The following is a 15,638-nucleotide window of genomic DNA, read 5'->3' as shown; positions in this document are numbered from 1 at the left end:
AACATCACGCAATTTCGCTCAACATAAACTTTGCCCATACGTCGATATTGCCAGCGAGCGTCTGCGCCTGCTGGGAAAGATCTCCCAAAATCGGAATAATGCCGGCATGGTACCAATCGGGCGTTCCGTTTTCGTCAATGTGGAACATCGTAAGAAAATTGGGCTCAGGGGTCATTGCGGTGATCGTCTCTCCATACTGAACGCAGTCACGCAGGCTTTCAGAGAGTCTCGGCGTGAAGTAGCTGGCACAATCGGAGAAGTGGCTGTCGGTCGAGAGCCGATGGATTTCCCGCGCTGCGTAGACGGCCCATACAAACGCCGACAAATTTTCATTGTTTGGACTGGGCCAAGTTCCAGCCGGAATGGTCGCCATGTATTGGTCAATCCTCGCGGCGTGAATGCGCAACTTATGCGGAATGTCGGCCGACAGCCGCGTTACGGCGAGATATTTCGGCAGATTGGCGCTCTTGAAACTTTCGCGATGCCGTATCTCCTGCCTCTCTTCGCTCTTCTGCATCTGCACGATTGTTGCCCAAGCTGCAGCAATCGCGAGAATGCCGGCGAAAAGGGTTTGAAATTCCTGCACGGTCTCGCGCCAAAGATTGCTTTCGCCGTCAAAAATACTGGAGCCCTCGCCGAAGAAAATCGGGAAAAGGAGGAGCACAAGAAGAATTATTATCCCCGCGATCAGAGCGGCGTTTTGATCGTTATCGTTACGTGGCAAGCCCCCAAAACCCCTTCGCCGTTGAAAGACCTCACTCTAGGTCGATTCGGGTCAAATAACTCTGGTCGTGTGAGCCGGATTGAATTGATCGTTCACAGGGGCGATCTCAGCAGCCAATTGCTCGGCTTCGTTGAGGAAATCACGCAACGCAAGCCAAACACCACCAAGCAAATGAAGCATTGTCGGATCATACCAATTCGGCGTCACCGGCCGTGTCGCGGCCGCTCTAAAAGTTTGAACGTTCCCGACATGGAGAACAAAGGCATCGAGGGCCCGAATAACGTAGAGGGATTTGTTGTACATGGCCGGCGAGAACAAAGCACTCGCGTCGATCAGCCGTTGGTCTCCCACGCGAACGACTCCGTCGCCAAAATACTCTCGGACATCTTTCAACGCATCGCCAAATTCCGTCATGTGCGCTCGAACCTGGTCCCATTCGGGGGGCCAGGCGATCTCCACAGCTTGGGCGTCGATATCGGGGCTGATCGCGACACTGGTCGTAGCTACGGCAAGAGCGCCCTGCATCCGATCAAGATCGCGGCGCAACCACTGCAAAAAGGCCTTGGCGAACCGATCGATAATAAGCACGTCGCGTCTGTTTACTGCGCTTATTTGCTGCTGATGACGCCTTTCTTGCAGGGCGTCGCTTTCTTTCATTTGGTGCAGCGTAATGTAGGCCGCGATCAAAGCGAGAAAACCGCCGATCAACGTCTGGAAATCATAAATGTAATTTCGCCAAGGATCGCCGCCCGTGCCGTCTTCGGCGCGCGGTATCCCGAAGATCGTCGGCAATCCCAATGCAACGGCCACCAGAAGCACGAAGAACCCAAATCCAATACCCATTCGCTTCATCGTTCTCGTGTCCCCACGCGCTCTACCTGCGCCCATAAGTTTTGGCATAGCGGGAAAACCTCAGCAACCGGAGGCTCAGCATGGACACTCTGACGCGGAAGCGCATCGCTAAGTTCGATGCGCTATCCAATTGCCCGGTCTGTGGTTCTAAACGGGGTCTTGCGCTGGGAGGCCGAAAGAACCGAAAGCTGTCGTTTGATTGCGGCGCCATTTTCTACGTTGAGCCAGGCCAGCCCATCGGAAGTCTGCTGCCCTGCCCCGGCCCGTCGAATACAGCCGCCATCCTCCTTGATCTCGAAATCGTCCAGGCCGACCACGTCGCCCGAGAAACGACCAGCAGGAGGCTGTTATGACTTCCTCCATCGCCGCCCTACATGTCGCAAAGAAGCAGCTCGGCCTCGACGATGACACCTACCGCGCAAAGCTGCACATCATCACCGGCAAGACATCCGCCAAGGATATGACCGAGGACGAACGTCAGATAGTGATATCGGCGTTCCGTCGCGAAGGCTTCCGGCCGGTTGAGCGCCGGCCGGACGGCCGGCAAAAGCTAACAGGTAAATTCGCGTCGAAACTGCAGGCGCTATGGATTGCCGCCTACAATCTCGGGATTGTCGAGAACCGCGACGACGCCGCGCTGCTGGCGTTTGTAAGGCGACAGTCCGGCATCGACCACACCCGCTTCATGAAATACGCCGAGGACGCCACCAAGGTGATCGAGGCGATCAAAGCCTGGATCGCTCGCGAGGCAGGCGTTGACTGGTCGGTCGGCAAACTCACACCGGCCTTTGCTCGCGCCGATGGCTATAAGATCGCTAGGGCACAATGGGTCCTCCTGGTGGGCTCGGAGCAAGGCGCGATCTCGCAAGCGTTCTGGCAAGCCGTGGTCGGCATTGTTGGCACCCACGTCGCCGGCCGCGAGCTGTCGGCCGCTGAGTGGATACCGGTCATGAATGAATTCGGCCGGCGCATCCGCGAACGGAAGGTGGCGATAGGTGCCGATGGCTAAAGCCCTTCCGCTGTTTGTCCGCACCGAACTTGCCGAGATCACGGCGAAGCGTGAAGCGCTTTTGAAGCGCCTTCGAACCGTGCGCATGGATGCGCATTCGCGGATACGGACACAGCAGAAGGTCGCACTTCTCACTGCCAAGCAGATGCAGCTTGAAGCGGCGGTTTATGGCAAGGCGCCGCGCTCATGACGAACAAGGTCCCTGCACATATCCAGCCCTACATCGATACGCTCGGCGAGGACCTCGGCATCCGTTTCCTTCTCGCCTTCGGCGGAAGCTATGCCTACCTTTCCGAGCGGCCACAGGACCGATCTCCGGTTACGCAGCTGATCGGCGCTGAGGCCCACATGCGACTTGCAGCACGTCTCGGTTCCGGCTCGCTGCGCATCCCGCTTGCAAAGCCCTTTATCGCTCGCAGTTTTAAGGATAAAGGTTGGACGGTGAACGCGATCGCTCGCCACCTTCACGTCAGCGATGTAGCCGTTCGAGGTTGGTTGAAAGTCCGCGACGATCGCCAGTTGAGCTTCTTCGGCTCTTAGCCACAAACCCTTGCGGCTGTTTCCCCTTCTGAAAACTCCCCATTGTCGCCCCACACTCACTGCACGTTGGGGCCAGAAATATGCCGGGTACTTCCCTTGCCAGTCGGATCGATGCGTCCGTCCTGAGGGCGATCGCGCCGAAACTGTCTGCCTTCAAGGCACGGCGTCAGGCCGAGATCATTGCATCCTTCGCACCACTTCTGCCTCAGCTGTTCGAACAGTTCGCGGTGACCACGGCAGTGCGGATCGCGCACCTCCTGGCGCAGCTCGGCCATGAGAGCGACGGCTTCAGCACCACGGAAGAATATGCCTCGGGTGCTGCCTATGAAGGCCGGGCCGATCTCGGCAATACCCGCAAGGGTGACGGCGTGCGCTTCAAGGGGCGTGGTCCGATCCAGCTGACCGGCCGCGACAACTACCGCAATTTTACCGCCTGGCTACGGGCTTTCATTCCTGACTGCCCCGACTTCGAACAGCAACCGCATCTTGTGGCGCTGTTCCCCTGGGCGGCCTGGGCGGCATTCTTTTTTTGGGCGACCAAGGGCCTCAACAAGCTCGCCGATCGCGATGACCTGGTCGCCGTCACCAAGGTCGTGAACGGCGGGCGAAATGGCCTTGCCGACCGCGCCAAGTATCTCGCCAAGGCAAAGCAGCTCGTCGCTGTCATCGTGGGCGACAGGATCGCGACCGAACAGGATTTCGTCGTCTTGCGGCGCGGCCATGAAAGCGACCTGGTCGTCGAGCTGCAGCGCGCCCTTGCTGCCGCCGGCCACTACCTCCTCACCATCGACGGCAATTTCGGTCCCGGTACCGAAGCTGCGGTCAAAACCTTCCAGCGCTCTCGCGGCCTCACCGTCGACGGCATCGTCGGTCGGAACACTGCCAAAGCACTCGAACCCTTCCAATCAAAGGACTGACCATGAAGGAAATCCTGCTCACTCAGGTTCTGCCGCCACTTCTCGACATGGCGATCGTCACCGTCATCGCCGCCTTCTGCACGCTGTTCAGCCGCTGGACCGGCATTCAGATCGACGCCAAGCACAAGGACGCGCTTCAGTCTGCTCTCGGCAATGGTGCAAAGCTTTTGCTGCTTCCGGGCGGCTCGCTCGATGACGCCATCGACTACGTCTCGCGGTCAGTTCCCGACGCCCTGAAGCGCTTCGATCTCAACACGCGCGATGACATTCAGACGTTCCTCGAACCGCACATTCTCACCCTGCAGGCAGCGACGGGCCGTGATCTGGTTTCCTCTAACCGCATTCGAGCCGACCCGAAATGAACCTTTCGAACGCTGCCTTTGACCTTGCCGCCGAACGGGCGGACCAGGAGCGCGACGCCGGCATTGCTGATGCCGCCGTCGCGCTCAAGCAACCCGGATCGGCCATTTGCATAGAGTGCGATGTGCCGATCTCCCGAGAACGCCGTCTCGCCGCGCCGTTTGCGTGCCGCTGCATCGATTGCCAGACGCTTCATGAAGCCGAGAAATATCACCGATGAATGACCTCGAACCCTTCAAGGCATGGGCCACGTTGGCAGCATTGCTGATCTCACTCGGCTCCTCGATCTGGATGATGATTTCGTCGCCCTCCAAAAAGATGGCCTCCGAACTGGACGCCTACAGGACGAAGACCGACGCCAAGATCGAGGCGCTGTCAGAAGCCGTCGTCGCGCTGGGTGGCCGCACCCAGGCGATCGAAGGCGAGATGAAGCACCTGCCCGACGCGAAAGCCTTCATGGAGATGCGGATGGCAATCGCCGACCTCTCGGGCAAGCTCGGCCGAATGGAAGAGAACCAATTGAGCACTTCGCGCACGGTGCTTCAGGTGCAGGACTTCCTGATGAAGAGAGATGTTGCATGAGCGATTTTAACGAGCATCTGACCAAGGATGCGCGCCTGGTCATTCTGAAAGAACTGTCGAAGCAGACCGACAACCGGCTGAATGAAGCGCTGTTGACCACCGTCCTCGACACCTTCGGTCACCGTCGATCGCGGGGATGGGTGCGCGTCCAGTTGCGCTACCTCGAAGACATCGGTGCGGTGAAGATCACGGAAGCCGGCAGTGTGTTCATTGCCGAGCTGCGGCGCGCCGGTCAGGATCACGTCGATCGCCGCATAGAGCTGGAAGGCGTCGCCCGCCCTTCGCTGGTGGAATGATATGCGCAGCCGCCTTTCGGGAATTGAGCTACTGCCTGACGAGTGCGGCCCGGTCGTTGCCTGGGCCGCCGAACAATTACAGGACCGGGACCGGACCCAGACCGACATCTACGCCGAATTCTACGGCAAGCTTGAGGCTCTGAAGAAAGAGCATCGTGGCGAGCTGGAATTCAATATTCCATCGTTCTCTGCCTTCAATCGGTATTCGATCAAGCTGGCGACCATGTCGCATCGCATGAACCAGACGCGGGAAATCGCTTCGACGATCGCCAGTAAGTTCGATGCCCAGGCGTCCGACGATCTCACCCTGATCGCCGCTGAGGCGATCAAGACCCTCGTCTTCGAACTGCTCACCTCGGCCGGCGAAGCGGGCATCGATCCCAAGGGCGCGATGTCACTGGCAAACGCGCTGCGGGCTGCAGCGCAGGCGCAAGGCGTGTCCACGACCCGCCGCCTGAAGGTCGAAAAGGACTTTGAGGCGAAGGCCGTCGAAGCCGTCCAGGCCGTGGCCAAAATGAAGGGCATGTCGACCGAGACGACCGATGCCATCCTCGGCCAGATCCTCGGGGTGCAGAAGTGAGCGCACCGTTCTCGAAGGAAGAATGGGCGGAAATCCGCCGGCAATCGACGGCTGTCCTGCCCGGCATCATCGATCAGCTCGGCCTGCCAAAGGCGCTTCTGCCCTACCAGTCGCGGGCGGTCGCGTTGCTGGAAAGCTCGACCTGCCACGTTCTGTTCATCGAGAAGAGCCGCCGTATCGGTCTCACCTGGGGCTTTGCCTCCTATGCCGTGCTTCGTGCCGGCCGCGCCAAGGACGCGGGCGGCATGGACGTCATGTATATTTCCTACAGCCAGGAGATGACGCGCGAGTTCATCGACGCCTGCGCCATGTGGGCCCGCGCGTTTTCGACCGCCGCCTTGGAAATGGACGAGTTCCTTTTCGACGACAGCGACGACGAAGGTGTGCGCTCGATCCAGGCGTTCCGCATCCGCTTTGCCTCCGGCTTCGAGATCATCGGCCTGTCGTCGGCGCCCCGCTCCCTGCGCGGCAAGCAGGGCGTCGTCATGATCGACGAAGCCGCCTTCGTCGATAACCTGAAGGAGCTGCTGAAGGCGGCGCTGGCATTCCTGATGTGGGGCGGCCAGGTCGTCGTCTGCTCCACCCACAACGGCACGGAAAACGAGTTCAACATTCAGATCCAGGACATCCTGGGCGGCCGCTCGTCCTATGCTCACCTGCATATCGATTTTGACGAGGCCCTGCAGGACGGCCTTTACCAGCGCATCTGCCTGGTCACCAACAAGCCTTGGACGCCCGAGGCGGAAGCCGAATGGCGCGAGAGCATCATCAAGTTCTATGGCGACGGCGCCGACGAAGAACTGTTCTGCATTCCGACCATGGGCACAGGTGCCTGGTTGACCGGCCCGCTGATCGAGGCGCGCATGACATCGAGCGCGCCGGTGCTGCCGCTCGATCTTCCGCTCGACTTCCTGCACCTGCCGGAACTGAAGCGCCGCAGCCTGCTGGCGCCCTTCATGATCGAACTGGAGGCCGCGCTCGACGAACTCGATCCAGCGCTGATGCATGCCTTCGGCTTCGACTTTGCCCGCGTCGCCGACTTGTCGGTCGGCACGCTGCTGTCGATCGACAAGGTGCTGAAACGCACGAGCGCGCTGACGTTCGAACTTCGTGGCGTTCCTGGCGACGAGCAGAAGATGATCACGCGGACGGTGCTGAAGGCGTCGCCACGCCTCGTCGGCGCTGCCTTCGACGCCACCGGCATGGGCTGGACGGTCGCCGAAGACATGGGCCGGCTGTTCGGCCTGCGTGACAAGGATCATCCGGCCGGTCTGGTCCACGCCATCAAGTTTTCGCAGGAATGGTATCGGGTGAACATGCCGCCGCTTAAGGCGGCCTTCGAAGACGATGCGATCGCCATTTCGAAGAACGATGACCATCTGTCCGACCTTCGCCTGGTCAAGGTCATCCGCGGCATTCCAAGCATTCCCGATTCGCGCACGGGTGAGACCAACAAGAAACGGCACGGCGACTATGCGATCGCGCTGGCGCTGGCGCATTTCGCCAGTCGCATGCAGTGGCACGAATATTCCTATGCACCGGCAACGCCGGTCGAAAGCCGTTTTTCCGAAACATCCAGCAATGACGGCGAGAAGGCTTTCCGCATGGCAAGCCTGCGCGGCCGTCGAGGAATCATGTGATGGCTCTCTCTCCTATTCTCGACGCCTCGGGTCGGCCGATCGTCAAGGCGGCTCTGAAGCAGGAGCAAGGCGGCGTGACGACGCGCGGCGTTCGCCAGCCCTTCGGCCGTCACCAGGCGCCCGGCCTCACCCCCGAAAAACTCGCGCGCATCCTGCGTCACTCCATCGATGGCGATGCCGAGGCATATCTTGAGTTGGCCGAGGACATGGAGGAGCGCGATCTCCACTATGCCGGTGTCCTCACCATCCGCAAACGGCAGGTGTCCGGACTGGAGATCACCGTGGAAGCCGCTGGCGAGGACGCGGAAAGCGTTCGCGATGCCGAGCTGGTGCGCCAAGTCATCGAACGCGACATCTTCGAAGACGAGCTGATCGATATTCTCGACGCGATCGGCAAGAGCTATTCCGCCACGGAAATCATCTGGGACACGTCCGAAGGGCAATGGATGCCGGAGGCGCTGAAGTATCGCGATCCCCGGTGGTTCGATTTCGACGTTACCGACCGCGACACGTTGATGCTGCGCGGTGAAGCGGGCAACGAGCCGTTGCTGCCGTTCAAGTGGATCGTTCACCGGGCAAAGGTCAAATCCGGCCTGACGATTCGCGGCGGCTTGGCACGGTCGATCGCCTGGACCTTCCTCTTCAAGAGCTTCACCGCCAAGGATTGGGCAGTGTTCTGCGAGGCCTATGGCCAGCCGTTGCGGGTCGGCAAGTTCGGTCCGGATGCGATGCCGGCCGACAAGGACATCCTTCTCAACGCCGTTGCCAGCATCGGCTCGGACTTCGCCGCGATCATCCCGCAGTCGATGTCGATCGAGTTTATCGAGGCATCGATCTCCGGCTCGCATGAGCTTTACGAGAAGCGCCAGGACTGGCTCGATCGGCAGGTGTCGAAGATCGTTCTCGGCCAGACCGCGACCACCGATGCGCAGGCCGGGGGCTATGCGGTCGGCAAGGTTCATGATGGCGTGCGGGCCGACATCGAGCGCTCGGATGCCAAGCAGCTTGCCGCCACCCTCAATCGCGACCTGGTGCGGCCGCTGGTCGATCTCAATCACGGCAGGCGCAAGGCCTATCCGAAAATCAAGATCGGCCGTCCGGACGAGATCGATATCGAGAAGCTGGTAAAGAACGTTGCCACGCTTGTGCCGTTCGGCCTGAAGGTCGGGATGGCGACCATACGTGACAAGATCGGCATTCCCGATCCCGCCGCCGAGGACGAGCTGCTGGTCGCTCCGCGCCAGAGTGCGCCGGCAGAGACCGACGAAACGCAGAAGCCATCCGGATCGAAGAGGAAGGAGAAACCGGTTCCGATGACCGGCACGCCGGCACTCGCCACTCCGGACCGCGATGCGGTCGACCGGGCAGTCGACGAAATCGTGGCGGATGACTGGGAGCAGATGATGACGCCGGTTGTCGCCGGGCTCGAAGACGAGCTGGCGACCGCAGCCTCTGAGGCTGCAGCCCAGGCCATCATCGCGCGGCGCATCGAAACCATGGGCGTGACGAAGCTTGCCGAGCTGCTCGCACGCGCATCCTTTGCAGCGCGCCTGGCGGGCGAAGTGGGCGACGATCTCTGATGGCGACCGCGCAGCTCGTCCCGCTTCCGCCGGCCGATGCCATCCGCTTTCTCGAAGCGCGTGGCCGGCAGCTGTCGTCAACGTTCGCGTGGCAGGACGCCTATGCGGCCGATCATTCCAGCATGTTCACCGTCGCCAAGTCCGCCGGCTTCGACGTGCTTCAGGACATCTTCAATGGCCTTGCGAAGGCTCTTAAAGACGGTCGGACCATCCGCGATTTCTCCCGCGAACTGACGCCGCTGCTCCAGGCGAAGGGATGGTGGGGTCGCCAGTTGGTCCGAGATCCGCTAACCGAGGAAATCCGTCCCGCCCAGCTCGGCTCGCTGCGCCGGCTGGAAACGATCTTCAACGTCAACATGCGCGTCTCCTACGCAGCCGGCCACTGGGCCGGCTTTGAGCGCAACAAGAAGAGCCGGCCCTTTCTGCGCTATGTGACCATGCATGACGATCACGTGCGGCCGGCGCACGCCCGGCGCCATAACCTCGTGCTGCCGGTCGATCATCCCTACTGGAACAAGTGGGCCTGTCCGAACGGTTTCGGTTGCCGCTGCACGATGCAGAGCCTGTCACAACGCGAGATCGACCAGTTGATCTCGGAAGGCGAAAATCTGATCTTCGAACCGCCCGAGGATGAAACCAAGACGTGGGTCAACAAGCGCACCGGCGAGATCCGCGATATCCCGATCGGCATCGATCCGGGCTGGGATTATAACCCCGGCCGCGTCGGCGCGAACGTGGCCATCAACGAGGCGCTCGCGGAGAAGACGGCCGGCGCGCCGTTCGAGCTGCTCGAACCGCTCGTTCAGGAGCGCGTGCGATCGGATGCCTTTGCCCGCTTTCTGGAGAAGCCGGAAGGCTCGATGCCGGTGATGCCGATCCCGCCGGAAACAGCAAAGGCGCTGGGGACAGAGGCGCGCGTCGCGATCCTCTCGCAGGCCACAATGGAAAAGCAGCTACGCCATCATCCGGAAATGACCAGGGAGGATTACCTGCAGCTGCCGTCGATCGGCGCGAACCCGACGATGGTGTTTCAGGACGGTCAGAATACATTCGTCCTGGTCAAGCTCGCCGATGGACGCTGGCGCTATGTCGCGGCCAAAACGACGAAGACCGGCAAGGCCGCGTTCGTCACCTCGTTCCGCTTCGCCAGCGACGACAATATCCGCCGGCTGCTGAACCGTCCGAGTGTAAAAATCATCATCGATCGAAGGGAGGAGTGAGTGCGCGATGGGGCCTCCCGAGAACCCCATATTGCGATCCCGTCTTTCGACGGTCCTACGGCAGGGAGAATATCACCGTGTCACGCGCACAACCCATTATCTTCGCATCCGGCCCAATTTGCAAGAAAGCTCAGACGCGCGCCGAAGTTGAAACTCTGCGTCAATTCCTTTTTGATGCAAAGGCGACCGCCCGGCAGAGGATCACATTTCATATGAGAATTCCGATTGTTGCAGCTCTTATCTTCTCCGTTCCCTTCATTGCTTCTGCTGAGGGAAAGCGACGGTTCGTACGCGACGAGTATTTCATGTGCGCTGCGCTCCACTTTGGTCTGCGGGACGCCTACAAGGAAATGGGCGCCAAGGCCGCTTCAGACCGTCACAGCAAAAAGGCCGAGATTCTGTACGAAGCGGGAAAGAAGGATCTGGTTGAAGTTGGAAAAAGCCCCTCGGAGGCTAAGGAGAGGGTTCAAAAACACCTGGACAGGATGACGAAGGACCTGGAGACGAGGCCTGAACTATTCCCGGCGTTCATTCGGGTTTGTAACGAGTCTTTCCCCGAGTGATGTTGCCGCGAAATGTCGCAAAGCCACGGCCGCGAGTTAAGCCCGTGAGGCGCTTCGCCTGCCACAGACGCCCGGTTGCTGCAGCCAGCCCCACGAAACGCGTCCACGGGCTTCAAATCGGCTTCAAATTTGAACCTTGATCGCAGTCGAGCGCATGATATGTCTTTCCCGAGCCGTCGAATGCGTTCCGGCTCCTAACCACAGACCCTTGTGACTGTTTCGCGTTCTGGCTTGTGGGCATCTTGCCCGCATGAAGAAAACCGTCACCCACTTCTCCACTCAGGCTCTTGCCGTCCATGCCGTGGCGCTTGCCGCGATCGACGCGGCGACGGCTGAAGGTACCGCCGGCAACTGGATCATGCTGATGCCGGCCGGCGTCTTTTCCGGTCGCACCGGCCGTGGCCCGTTCGACACCGGCGGTGTGGTCGAGATGTCCGCGATCATCGAGCGGACGCTCAAGCGCGCCGGCGCAACCGAGATCGTCGTCGACTACGATCACCAGACGATCTTCGCCGCCATCCCTGGCGTCGGCGGCCGCGCACCGGCCGCCGGCTGGATCAAGGAATTTCAGGTCCGCGACACTGGCCTCTGGGGCCGGGTCGAATGGACGGCCGCAGCTGCGGCTTCGATCCGTGCCGGCGAATACCGCTACATCTCCCCGACGTTCTACGCACCGAAGGAAACCGGCAAGGTCCAGCTTCTCCTCTCGGCGGCGCTCACGAACACGCCCGACCTCGATCTAGCCGTCGTCGCGGCGAGTGCCCTCCTTCCAACAGAAACGGAAACCAACGACATGAAATCCATTGCGAAGGCCTTGGGTCTGCCCGAGGACGCGAGCGAGGCTGACATCCTCGTCGCGATGAACGCTCTGCTCGCGTCCAATGCCGCGCTGGTCGCTGCCTCGGGCGCGGCCAAGCCGGAAGACGCCGTCACCGCCATCACCGCGATGCGCGCCGGCTCGGGCACCGTCGACCCGGCGAAGTACGTGCCGATCGCCCAGGTCACGGCCCTGCAGGCCGACATTCAGGCACTGCGAACGACCGTGGCAACCGACAAGGCCGAAACCGACGTCGCCCAGGCGATCGCCGATGGCAAGATCATGCCGTCGCTGAAGGATTGGGCCATCGACCTGCACAAGTCGAATATCGCCGCTTTCAACGCGTTCCTCGAAAAGTCGCCGGTCCTGACCGCATCGCAGCGCACCGCCATCGTCGCCCCGCCGGCTAACGGCGAAGCCACCCTCGATGACGCCGACCTTCTCGTCATGAGCCAGATGGGCCTTTCGCGTGAGGACATGCTGAAGGCGAAGAAAGACATGGAGGCCGTCCATTGACCGCTCTTTCCGCTGACCGCAACACGCCGCGCCGCTCTGGCGACAAGCGGGTCGTTCCCGTCGCTGCGGCGACGGTCCTATATGCCGGTGCGATGGCTGCCATCAACGCCGCCGGCAACGCCGTCCCGGTTACGGTTTCGACCACACTGAAGGGCGCCGGCCGCGTCGAGCGCCGTGCCGACAACTCCGCTGGTGCCGCCGGTGCCATCTCGGCCGAGATCTCGGCCGGCATCTTCCGCTACGCCAACTCGGCGGCCGGCGATCTCATCACCCAGGCCGATATCGGGTCCGACTGCTACGGCGTCGATGACCAGACGGTCGCGAAAACCTCGGCGACCAACACGCGTTCGGTCGTCGGCAAAGTCTTCGACGTGGACGCCCTCGGCGTCTGGGTCAAGTTCTCCTAAGGGGCCGACATGGACATCAACACAACCACTCTCCGATCTGCGAATGTCGGCTTTTCCGCTGCCTTCGCACGCGGCCTCGGTAGCGCGACCAGCCTCTACCAGCGGATCGCCACTATCGTGCCGTCGACCACCCGCAGTCAGGAATATGGCTGGCTCGGCAAGGCACCGCGTTTCCGCGAATGGCTTGGCGACCGCGTCGTCAACGCGATGGCGAAACACGGCTATACGCTGACCAACCGCTCCTTCGAAAACACGATCGGCGTCGATCGCGACGATTTCGAAGACGACAATCTCGGCATCTACGCACCGCTGTTCGAAGAACTGGGCAGCGCCGCCGCGACCTTCCCCGACGAACTGGTCTGGGCACTGCTGAAGCTCGGCTTCTCCACCACCTGCTACGACGGCCAGTATTTCTTCGACACCGACCATCCCGTCATCGGCGCGGATGGCCAGACGATCGTCAACGTCGCCAACACCGATGGCGGCGCTGGCACCGCCTGGTTCCTGATGGACGTTTCCCGTCCGCTGAAGCCGCTGATCTTCCAGGACCGCAAGAAGTTCACCAACCTCGTGCGCATGGACAAGGAAGACGATCCGAACGTCTTCAACCGCAAGGAATTCCAGTACGGCCTCGACGGACGGTGCCAGGTCGGCTTCGGCTTCTGGCAACAGTGCTGGGGTTCCAAGCAGACGCTCGACGCAACCCACTACGAAGCGGCCCGCGTGGCGCTCGGAGAAATGAAGGGCGACCACGGCCGTCCGCTGGGTCTGAACCCGCGTCTCATGGTCGTGCCGCCGAGCCTTGAAGGTGCAGCCCGCACCATCGTCGGCAACCAGCTCACCACCGGCGGTGAAACCAACAAGTGGTACGGGACCGCCGAGGTCCTCGTTGTTCCCTGGCTCGCTTGACGGTCGAGCCAGTGACGGACGCCGACCAGGCTCATGCACCTGGTCGGCGGTTTTTGAACAAAGGCCGGATCGCCGGCCCTTCTTCAACAACCGAAGGATGTTCCCATGACCAGGAAAATCGGCGCGGTGACCTCGCCCGAAACCATCGCCACCAATACCCCCGAGAGCGAAGCCGCAAACGGAGAGGCTGGCAATCCGGCCAGCCTCTCGCCGGCTATCTCCGACGACGAGCGGCGCGCGATCGCCGTTTCCTTCAACGTTCATCCGGAGTGGGCGATCGAGGAAGACGAGTTTCGTTCGCTCTATCCGCTGACCGTGGAAGCGATCGGATCGCACCGCACCGCCTCCGAGCCCATGCTTCGCATCACGTCGAAGAAGGCTGGTTTCTGGCGCGGCGGAATTTCTCACGCGGCGGTCGCCACCGACCACCGCGCGCTCGCGCTGCGGCCCGCGCAGATCGAGGCCATCCTCGCCGAGGCGATGCTCGTCATCGAAATCGTCGGATTGGATGACTGATGGCCTACGTGACGAAACAGGGACTGATCGACCGCTTCGGTGAACTGGAGCTGGTCCAGCTCACCGACCGGACGAACATCCCGGTTTCGACGATCGACGATGTCACTGTCGGTCGCGCGATCGACGATGCCACCGCGCTGGCCGATGGTTATCTCGCCAAGGTTCTGGCGCTGCCGCTATCCGTCGTGCCGCCGGTTCTCGAAAAGACCGTCGCCGATATCGCCCGCTACTACCTCTACGGCGACCGCGCCGACAAGGACAGCCAGATCACCCGCGCCTTCAACGAGGCGACCAGCTTCCTGCGCGATGTATCGCGCGGCCTGGTGCAGCTCACCAATGGGGCGGAAGCGCCGAAAACGGCTGGCGGCGGTCAGGTCCAGATCAGCGCACCGGCCCGCGTCTTCAGCCGCGACAGTCTGAACGGTTTCTGATGACCGGCTCGAAAATCACCCTCACTGACACCGCCACTGCCGTCCTATCCCGCGTCATAGGTGCTGCCCGTCATCCTGGCGAACTGATGGCCACCTTTGCCGCCTTGATGCTGACTTCAACCCAACGCCGTTTTGAGCGTCAGGTCGGACCGGATGGCGTCGCCTGGAAGCCGCTGTCGAAGCGTACCGTCAATGCCCGCATCGGCCGTCGCAAGCGCGGCACCTCCAACATGCTGCGCGTGACCACGCGGCTCTACCGTAGCCTTACGACGGCTTCCGACGCCACCAGCGCCGAGGTCGGCACCAATCTCGAATATGCCGGCGTTCACCAGTTCGGCGCGGAAATTCCGCACTACGCCCGCAGCACGAAACTCTCCTTGAAGAAGATCCGCAGCCGGTACCGCTTCGTGAAGGCCGGCACCAAGGGCGCGGTCGAGAAGCGCGTGACGATCGGCGAACACGTCACGCGTATCCCCGCCCGCCCCTATCTCGGCTTTAACGACCAGGACATCGCGGCGATGACTGCGGCCGGCCAGGACTTCCTGAAACAGGAGCTGTCCCAGTGATCCAGTCGATCCTCAATCGCCTCATGGAGAGCGGCACCCCGTTCGCGATTTCCGGCGGCGCCGCAGCCCTTGCCGACGTCAAGGATGCGCCGCTCGCCTTTCCGGCCGTCTACGCCTTCACCTCGGAAGAGCGATCGGCGGAAAACGAGCGGATCAACACCGTCCTGCAGCGCACGGTCGCCACGATCGGCGTCGTCATCGTCACCAAGAACGTGTCGGCGATCAACAACGCGGCCGCGATCACCGACATCGAGGAGCTTCGGCGCTATTGCCGCCGCAAGCTGCTCGGCTTCATCCCGACCGGCGCCGCCGATCCGATCGAGCATGCGGCCGGCGAGCTTCAGCAGGCGCTCGGCGGAACCGTCTGGTTCGAGGACGCCTACACCACAGCCTACTACATCGAAGAGGAAAACTGATGCTTGGCGGATCGTACATCCGGAATGCAGACGGCTCTCTGACGCTCCAGCAGCGGACCATCGAGCCTGACGAAGCCAAGGCGGCAGACGCCGCCCTGGACGGGGCCTCCTCGTCCCCGGAAGCGGAGGCGGAAGGGACAACCGCCTCCGCCCAACCTGAAGCCACGCCGCCAGCCAAGCCGAAGAAGGGTGCCTGA

The 15,638-nt window shown here is 61.6% G+C and carries 24 protein-coding genes; 22 read left to right on the top strand and 2 right to left on the bottom strand.

Annotated elements, in window-relative coordinates; all coding sequences use genetic code 11:
* Positions 1-4: 4 nt before the first annotated feature.
* Entirely contained in the window at positions 5-724 is a 720-nt protein-coding gene (locus WI754_RS11895; protein WP_349433599.1) for a hypothetical protein, read from the bottom strand.
* A 51-nt stretch (positions 725-775) separates the two neighbouring features.
* The gene (locus WI754_RS11890) at positions 776-1,567 is read right to left on the bottom strand and encodes a hypothetical protein (protein ID WP_349433598.1); all 792 of its coding nucleotides are present in this window, start codon (positions 1,565-1,567) and stop codon (positions 776-778) included.
* An 89-nt stretch (positions 1,568-1,656) separates the two neighbouring features.
* Between WI754_RS11890 and WI754_RS11885 the strand changes: the two genes are divergently transcribed.
* The 22 genes from WI754_RS11885 (at position 1,657) to WI754_RS11780 (ending at position 15,638) form a co-directional block, all read left to right on the top strand.
* Positions 1,657-1,929 (top strand): hypothetical protein, encoded by a 273-nt coding sequence (locus WI754_RS11885; RefSeq protein ID WP_349433597.1) that lies wholly within the window; start codon positions 1,657-1,659, stop codon positions 1,927-1,929.
* Positions 1,926-2,585, top strand: a complete 660-nt coding sequence (locus tag WI754_RS11880) for a regulatory protein GemA (RefSeq protein WP_349433596.1) — start codon at positions 1,926-1,928, stop codon at positions 2,583-2,585. Before WI754_RS11885 ends, WI754_RS11880 begins: the two co-directional genes overlap by 4 nt.
* A complete protein-coding gene (locus WI754_RS11875; RefSeq protein ID WP_349433594.1) occupies positions 2,578-2,775 on the top strand; it encodes a hypothetical protein in 198 nt (65 codons plus the stop codon). The genes WI754_RS11880 and WI754_RS11875 overlap by 8 nt, the downstream gene beginning before the upstream one ends.
* Positions 2,772-3,125, top strand: coding sequence for a hypothetical protein (locus WI754_RS11870; protein ID WP_349433593.1), 354 nt, complete (start codon positions 2,772-2,774; stop codon positions 3,123-3,125). Before WI754_RS11875 ends, WI754_RS11870 begins: the two co-directional genes overlap by 4 nt.
* 80 nt (positions 3,126-3,205) lie before the next feature.
* Positions 3,206-4,042: a peptidoglycan-binding protein gene (locus tag WI754_RS11865; protein ID WP_349433592.1), complete on the top strand. Its 837-nt coding sequence runs from the start codon at positions 3,206-3,208 to the stop codon at positions 4,040-4,042.
* A gap of 2 nt (positions 4,043-4,044) precedes the next feature.
* A complete protein-coding gene (locus tag WI754_RS11860) occupies positions 4,045-4,404 on the top strand; it encodes a hypothetical protein (protein ID WP_349433591.1) in 360 nt (119 codons plus the stop codon).
* Positions 4,401-4,622, top strand: coding sequence for a TraR/DksA C4-type zinc finger protein (locus WI754_RS11855; RefSeq protein ID WP_349433590.1), 222 nt, complete (start codon positions 4,401-4,403; stop codon positions 4,620-4,622). Before WI754_RS11860 ends, WI754_RS11855 begins: the two co-directional genes overlap by 4 nt.
* The gene (locus WI754_RS11850; RefSeq protein ID WP_349433589.1) at positions 4,619-4,984 is read left to right on the top strand and encodes a hypothetical protein; all 366 of its coding nucleotides are present in this window, start codon (positions 4,619-4,621) and stop codon (positions 4,982-4,984) included. The genes WI754_RS11855 and WI754_RS11850 overlap by 4 nt, the downstream gene beginning before the upstream one ends.
* Positions 4,981-5,280, top strand: coding sequence for a hypothetical protein (locus WI754_RS11845; protein WP_349433588.1), 300 nt, complete (start codon positions 4,981-4,983; stop codon positions 5,278-5,280). The genes WI754_RS11850 and WI754_RS11845 overlap by 4 nt, the downstream gene beginning before the upstream one ends.
* A gap of 1 nt (position 5,281) precedes the next feature.
* Entirely contained in the window at positions 5,282-5,860 is a 579-nt protein-coding gene (locus WI754_RS11840; RefSeq protein ID WP_349433586.1) for a DUF3486 family protein, read from the top strand.
* A complete protein-coding gene (locus WI754_RS11835) occupies positions 5,857-7,500 on the top strand; it encodes a terminase family protein (protein ID WP_349433585.1) in 1,644 nt (547 codons plus the stop codon). The genes WI754_RS11840 and WI754_RS11835 overlap by 4 nt, the downstream gene beginning before the upstream one ends.
* A complete protein-coding gene (locus WI754_RS11830; RefSeq protein WP_349433584.1) occupies positions 7,500-9,080 on the top strand; it encodes a DUF935 domain-containing protein in 1,581 nt (526 codons plus the stop codon). The genes WI754_RS11835 and WI754_RS11830 overlap by 1 nt, the downstream gene beginning before the upstream one ends.
* Entirely contained in the window at positions 9,080-10,300 is a 1,221-nt protein-coding gene (locus tag WI754_RS11825; RefSeq protein WP_349433582.1) for a phage minor head protein, read from the top strand. The genes WI754_RS11830 and WI754_RS11825 overlap by 1 nt, the downstream gene beginning before the upstream one ends.
* 212 nt (positions 10,301-10,512) lie before the next feature.
* Positions 10,513-10,863: a hypothetical protein gene (locus tag WI754_RS11820; protein ID WP_349433581.1), complete on the top strand. Its 351-nt coding sequence runs from the start codon at positions 10,513-10,515 to the stop codon at positions 10,861-10,863.
* Between the two features lie 250 nt (positions 10,864-11,113).
* On the top strand, positions 11,114-12,196 hold the full coding sequence (locus WI754_RS11815; protein WP_349433580.1) for a phage protease: 1,083 nt from the start codon (positions 11,114-11,116) through the stop codon (positions 12,194-12,196).
* Positions 12,193-12,603: a hypothetical protein gene (locus tag WI754_RS11810; protein WP_349433579.1), complete on the top strand. Its 411-nt coding sequence runs from the start codon at positions 12,193-12,195 to the stop codon at positions 12,601-12,603. The genes WI754_RS11815 and WI754_RS11810 overlap by 4 nt, the downstream gene beginning before the upstream one ends.
* Before the next feature lie 9 nt (positions 12,604-12,612).
* Complete coding sequence (locus WI754_RS11805; RefSeq protein ID WP_349433578.1) at positions 12,613-13,512, top strand: Mu-like prophage major head subunit gpT family protein; 900 nt, start codon at positions 12,613-12,615, stop codon at positions 13,510-13,512.
* 105 nt (positions 13,513-13,617) lie between these two features.
* A complete protein-coding gene (locus WI754_RS11800; protein ID WP_349433576.1) occupies positions 13,618-14,028 on the top strand; it encodes a hypothetical protein in 411 nt (136 codons plus the stop codon).
* Positions 14,028-14,459 carry a DUF1320 domain-containing protein gene (locus tag WI754_RS11795; protein ID WP_349433575.1) on the top strand — a complete coding sequence of 144 codons (432 nt, stop codon included), beginning with the start codon at positions 14,028-14,030 and terminating at the stop codon, positions 14,457-14,459. Before WI754_RS11800 ends, WI754_RS11795 begins: the two co-directional genes overlap by 1 nt.
* Positions 14,459-15,025 (top strand): phage virion morphogenesis protein, encoded by a 567-nt coding sequence (locus WI754_RS11790; RefSeq protein ID WP_349433574.1) that lies wholly within the window; start codon positions 14,459-14,461, stop codon positions 15,023-15,025. The genes WI754_RS11795 and WI754_RS11790 overlap by 1 nt, the downstream gene beginning before the upstream one ends.
* A complete protein-coding gene (locus WI754_RS11785; protein WP_349433573.1) occupies positions 15,022-15,441 on the top strand; it encodes a hypothetical protein in 420 nt (139 codons plus the stop codon). The genes WI754_RS11790 and WI754_RS11785 overlap by 4 nt, the downstream gene beginning before the upstream one ends.
* Positions 15,441-15,638, top strand: a complete 198-nt coding sequence (locus tag WI754_RS11780) for a hypothetical protein (RefSeq protein WP_349433572.1) — start codon at positions 15,441-15,443, stop codon at positions 15,636-15,638. The genes WI754_RS11785 and WI754_RS11780 overlap by 1 nt, the downstream gene beginning before the upstream one ends.

It is taken from the genome of Pararhizobium sp. A13, from assembly GCF_040126305.1.
Classification (GTDB): domain Bacteria; phylum Pseudomonadota; class Alphaproteobacteria; order Rhizobiales; family Rhizobiaceae; genus Pararhizobium.
The sequence above is the reverse complement of the archived record's forward strand: the minus strand, read 5'-3'. Positions and strand labels throughout refer to the sequence as shown.

Bases quoted from the DNA above. Each gene is read 5' to 3' on its own strand.
- WI754_RS11780 (WP_349433572.1), top strand. From the start codon at position 15,441: ATGCTTGGCGGATCGTACATCCGGAATGCAGACGGCTCTCTGACGCTC.
- WI754_RS11850 (WP_349433589.1), top strand. From the start codon at position 4,619: ATGAATGACCTCGAACCCTTCAAGGCATGGGCCACGTTGGCAGCATTG.
- WI754_RS11800 (WP_349433576.1), top strand. From the start codon at position 13,618: ATGACCAGGAAAATCGGCGCGGTGACCTCGCCCGAAACCATCGCCACC.
- WI754_RS11860 (WP_349433591.1), top strand. From the start codon at position 4,045: ATGAAGGAAATCCTGCTCACTCAGGTTCTGCCGCCACTTCTCGACATG.
- WI754_RS11820 (WP_349433581.1), top strand. From the start codon at position 10,513: ATGAGAATTCCGATTGTTGCAGCTCTTATCTTCTCCGTTCCCTTCATT.
- WI754_RS11830 (WP_349433584.1), top strand. From the start codon at position 7,500: ATGGCTCTCTCTCCTATTCTCGACGCCTCGGGTCGGCCGATCGTCAAG.
- WI754_RS11790 (WP_349433574.1), top strand. From the start codon at position 14,459: ATGACCGGCTCGAAAATCACCCTCACTGACACCGCCACTGCCGTCCTA.
- WI754_RS11825 (WP_349433582.1), top strand. From the start codon at position 9,080: ATGGCGACCGCGCAGCTCGTCCCGCTTCCGCCGGCCGATGCCATCCGC.
- WI754_RS11845 (WP_349433588.1), top strand. From the start codon at position 4,981: ATGAGCGATTTTAACGAGCATCTGACCAAGGATGCGCGCCTGGTCATT.
- WI754_RS11870 (WP_349433593.1), top strand. From the start codon at position 2,772: ATGACGAACAAGGTCCCTGCACATATCCAGCCCTACATCGATACGCTC.
- WI754_RS11840 (WP_349433586.1), top strand. From the start codon at position 5,282: ATGCGCAGCCGCCTTTCGGGAATTGAGCTACTGCCTGACGAGTGCGGC.
- WI754_RS11865 (WP_349433592.1), top strand. From the start codon at position 3,206: ATGCCGGGTACTTCCCTTGCCAGTCGGATCGATGCGTCCGTCCTGAGG.
- WI754_RS11805 (WP_349433578.1), top strand. From the start codon at position 12,613: ATGGACATCAACACAACCACTCTCCGATCTGCGAATGTCGGCTTTTCC.
- WI754_RS11880 (WP_349433596.1), top strand. From the start codon at position 1,926: ATGACTTCCTCCATCGCCGCCCTACATGTCGCAAAGAAGCAGCTCGGC.
- WI754_RS11890 (WP_349433598.1), bottom strand. From the start codon at position 1,567: ATGGGTATTGGATTTGGGTTCTTCGTGCTTCTGGTGGCCGTTGCATTG.
- WI754_RS11855 (WP_349433590.1), top strand. From the start codon at position 4,401: ATGAACCTTTCGAACGCTGCCTTTGACCTTGCCGCCGAACGGGCGGAC.
- WI754_RS11815 (WP_349433580.1), top strand. From the start codon at position 11,114: ATGAAGAAAACCGTCACCCACTTCTCCACTCAGGCTCTTGCCGTCCAT.
- WI754_RS11885 (WP_349433597.1), top strand. From the start codon at position 1,657: ATGGACACTCTGACGCGGAAGCGCATCGCTAAGTTCGATGCGCTATCC.
- WI754_RS11795 (WP_349433575.1), top strand. From the start codon at position 14,028: ATGGCCTACGTGACGAAACAGGGACTGATCGACCGCTTCGGTGAACTG.
- WI754_RS11875 (WP_349433594.1), top strand. From the start codon at position 2,578: ATGGCTAAAGCCCTTCCGCTGTTTGTCCGCACCGAACTTGCCGAGATC.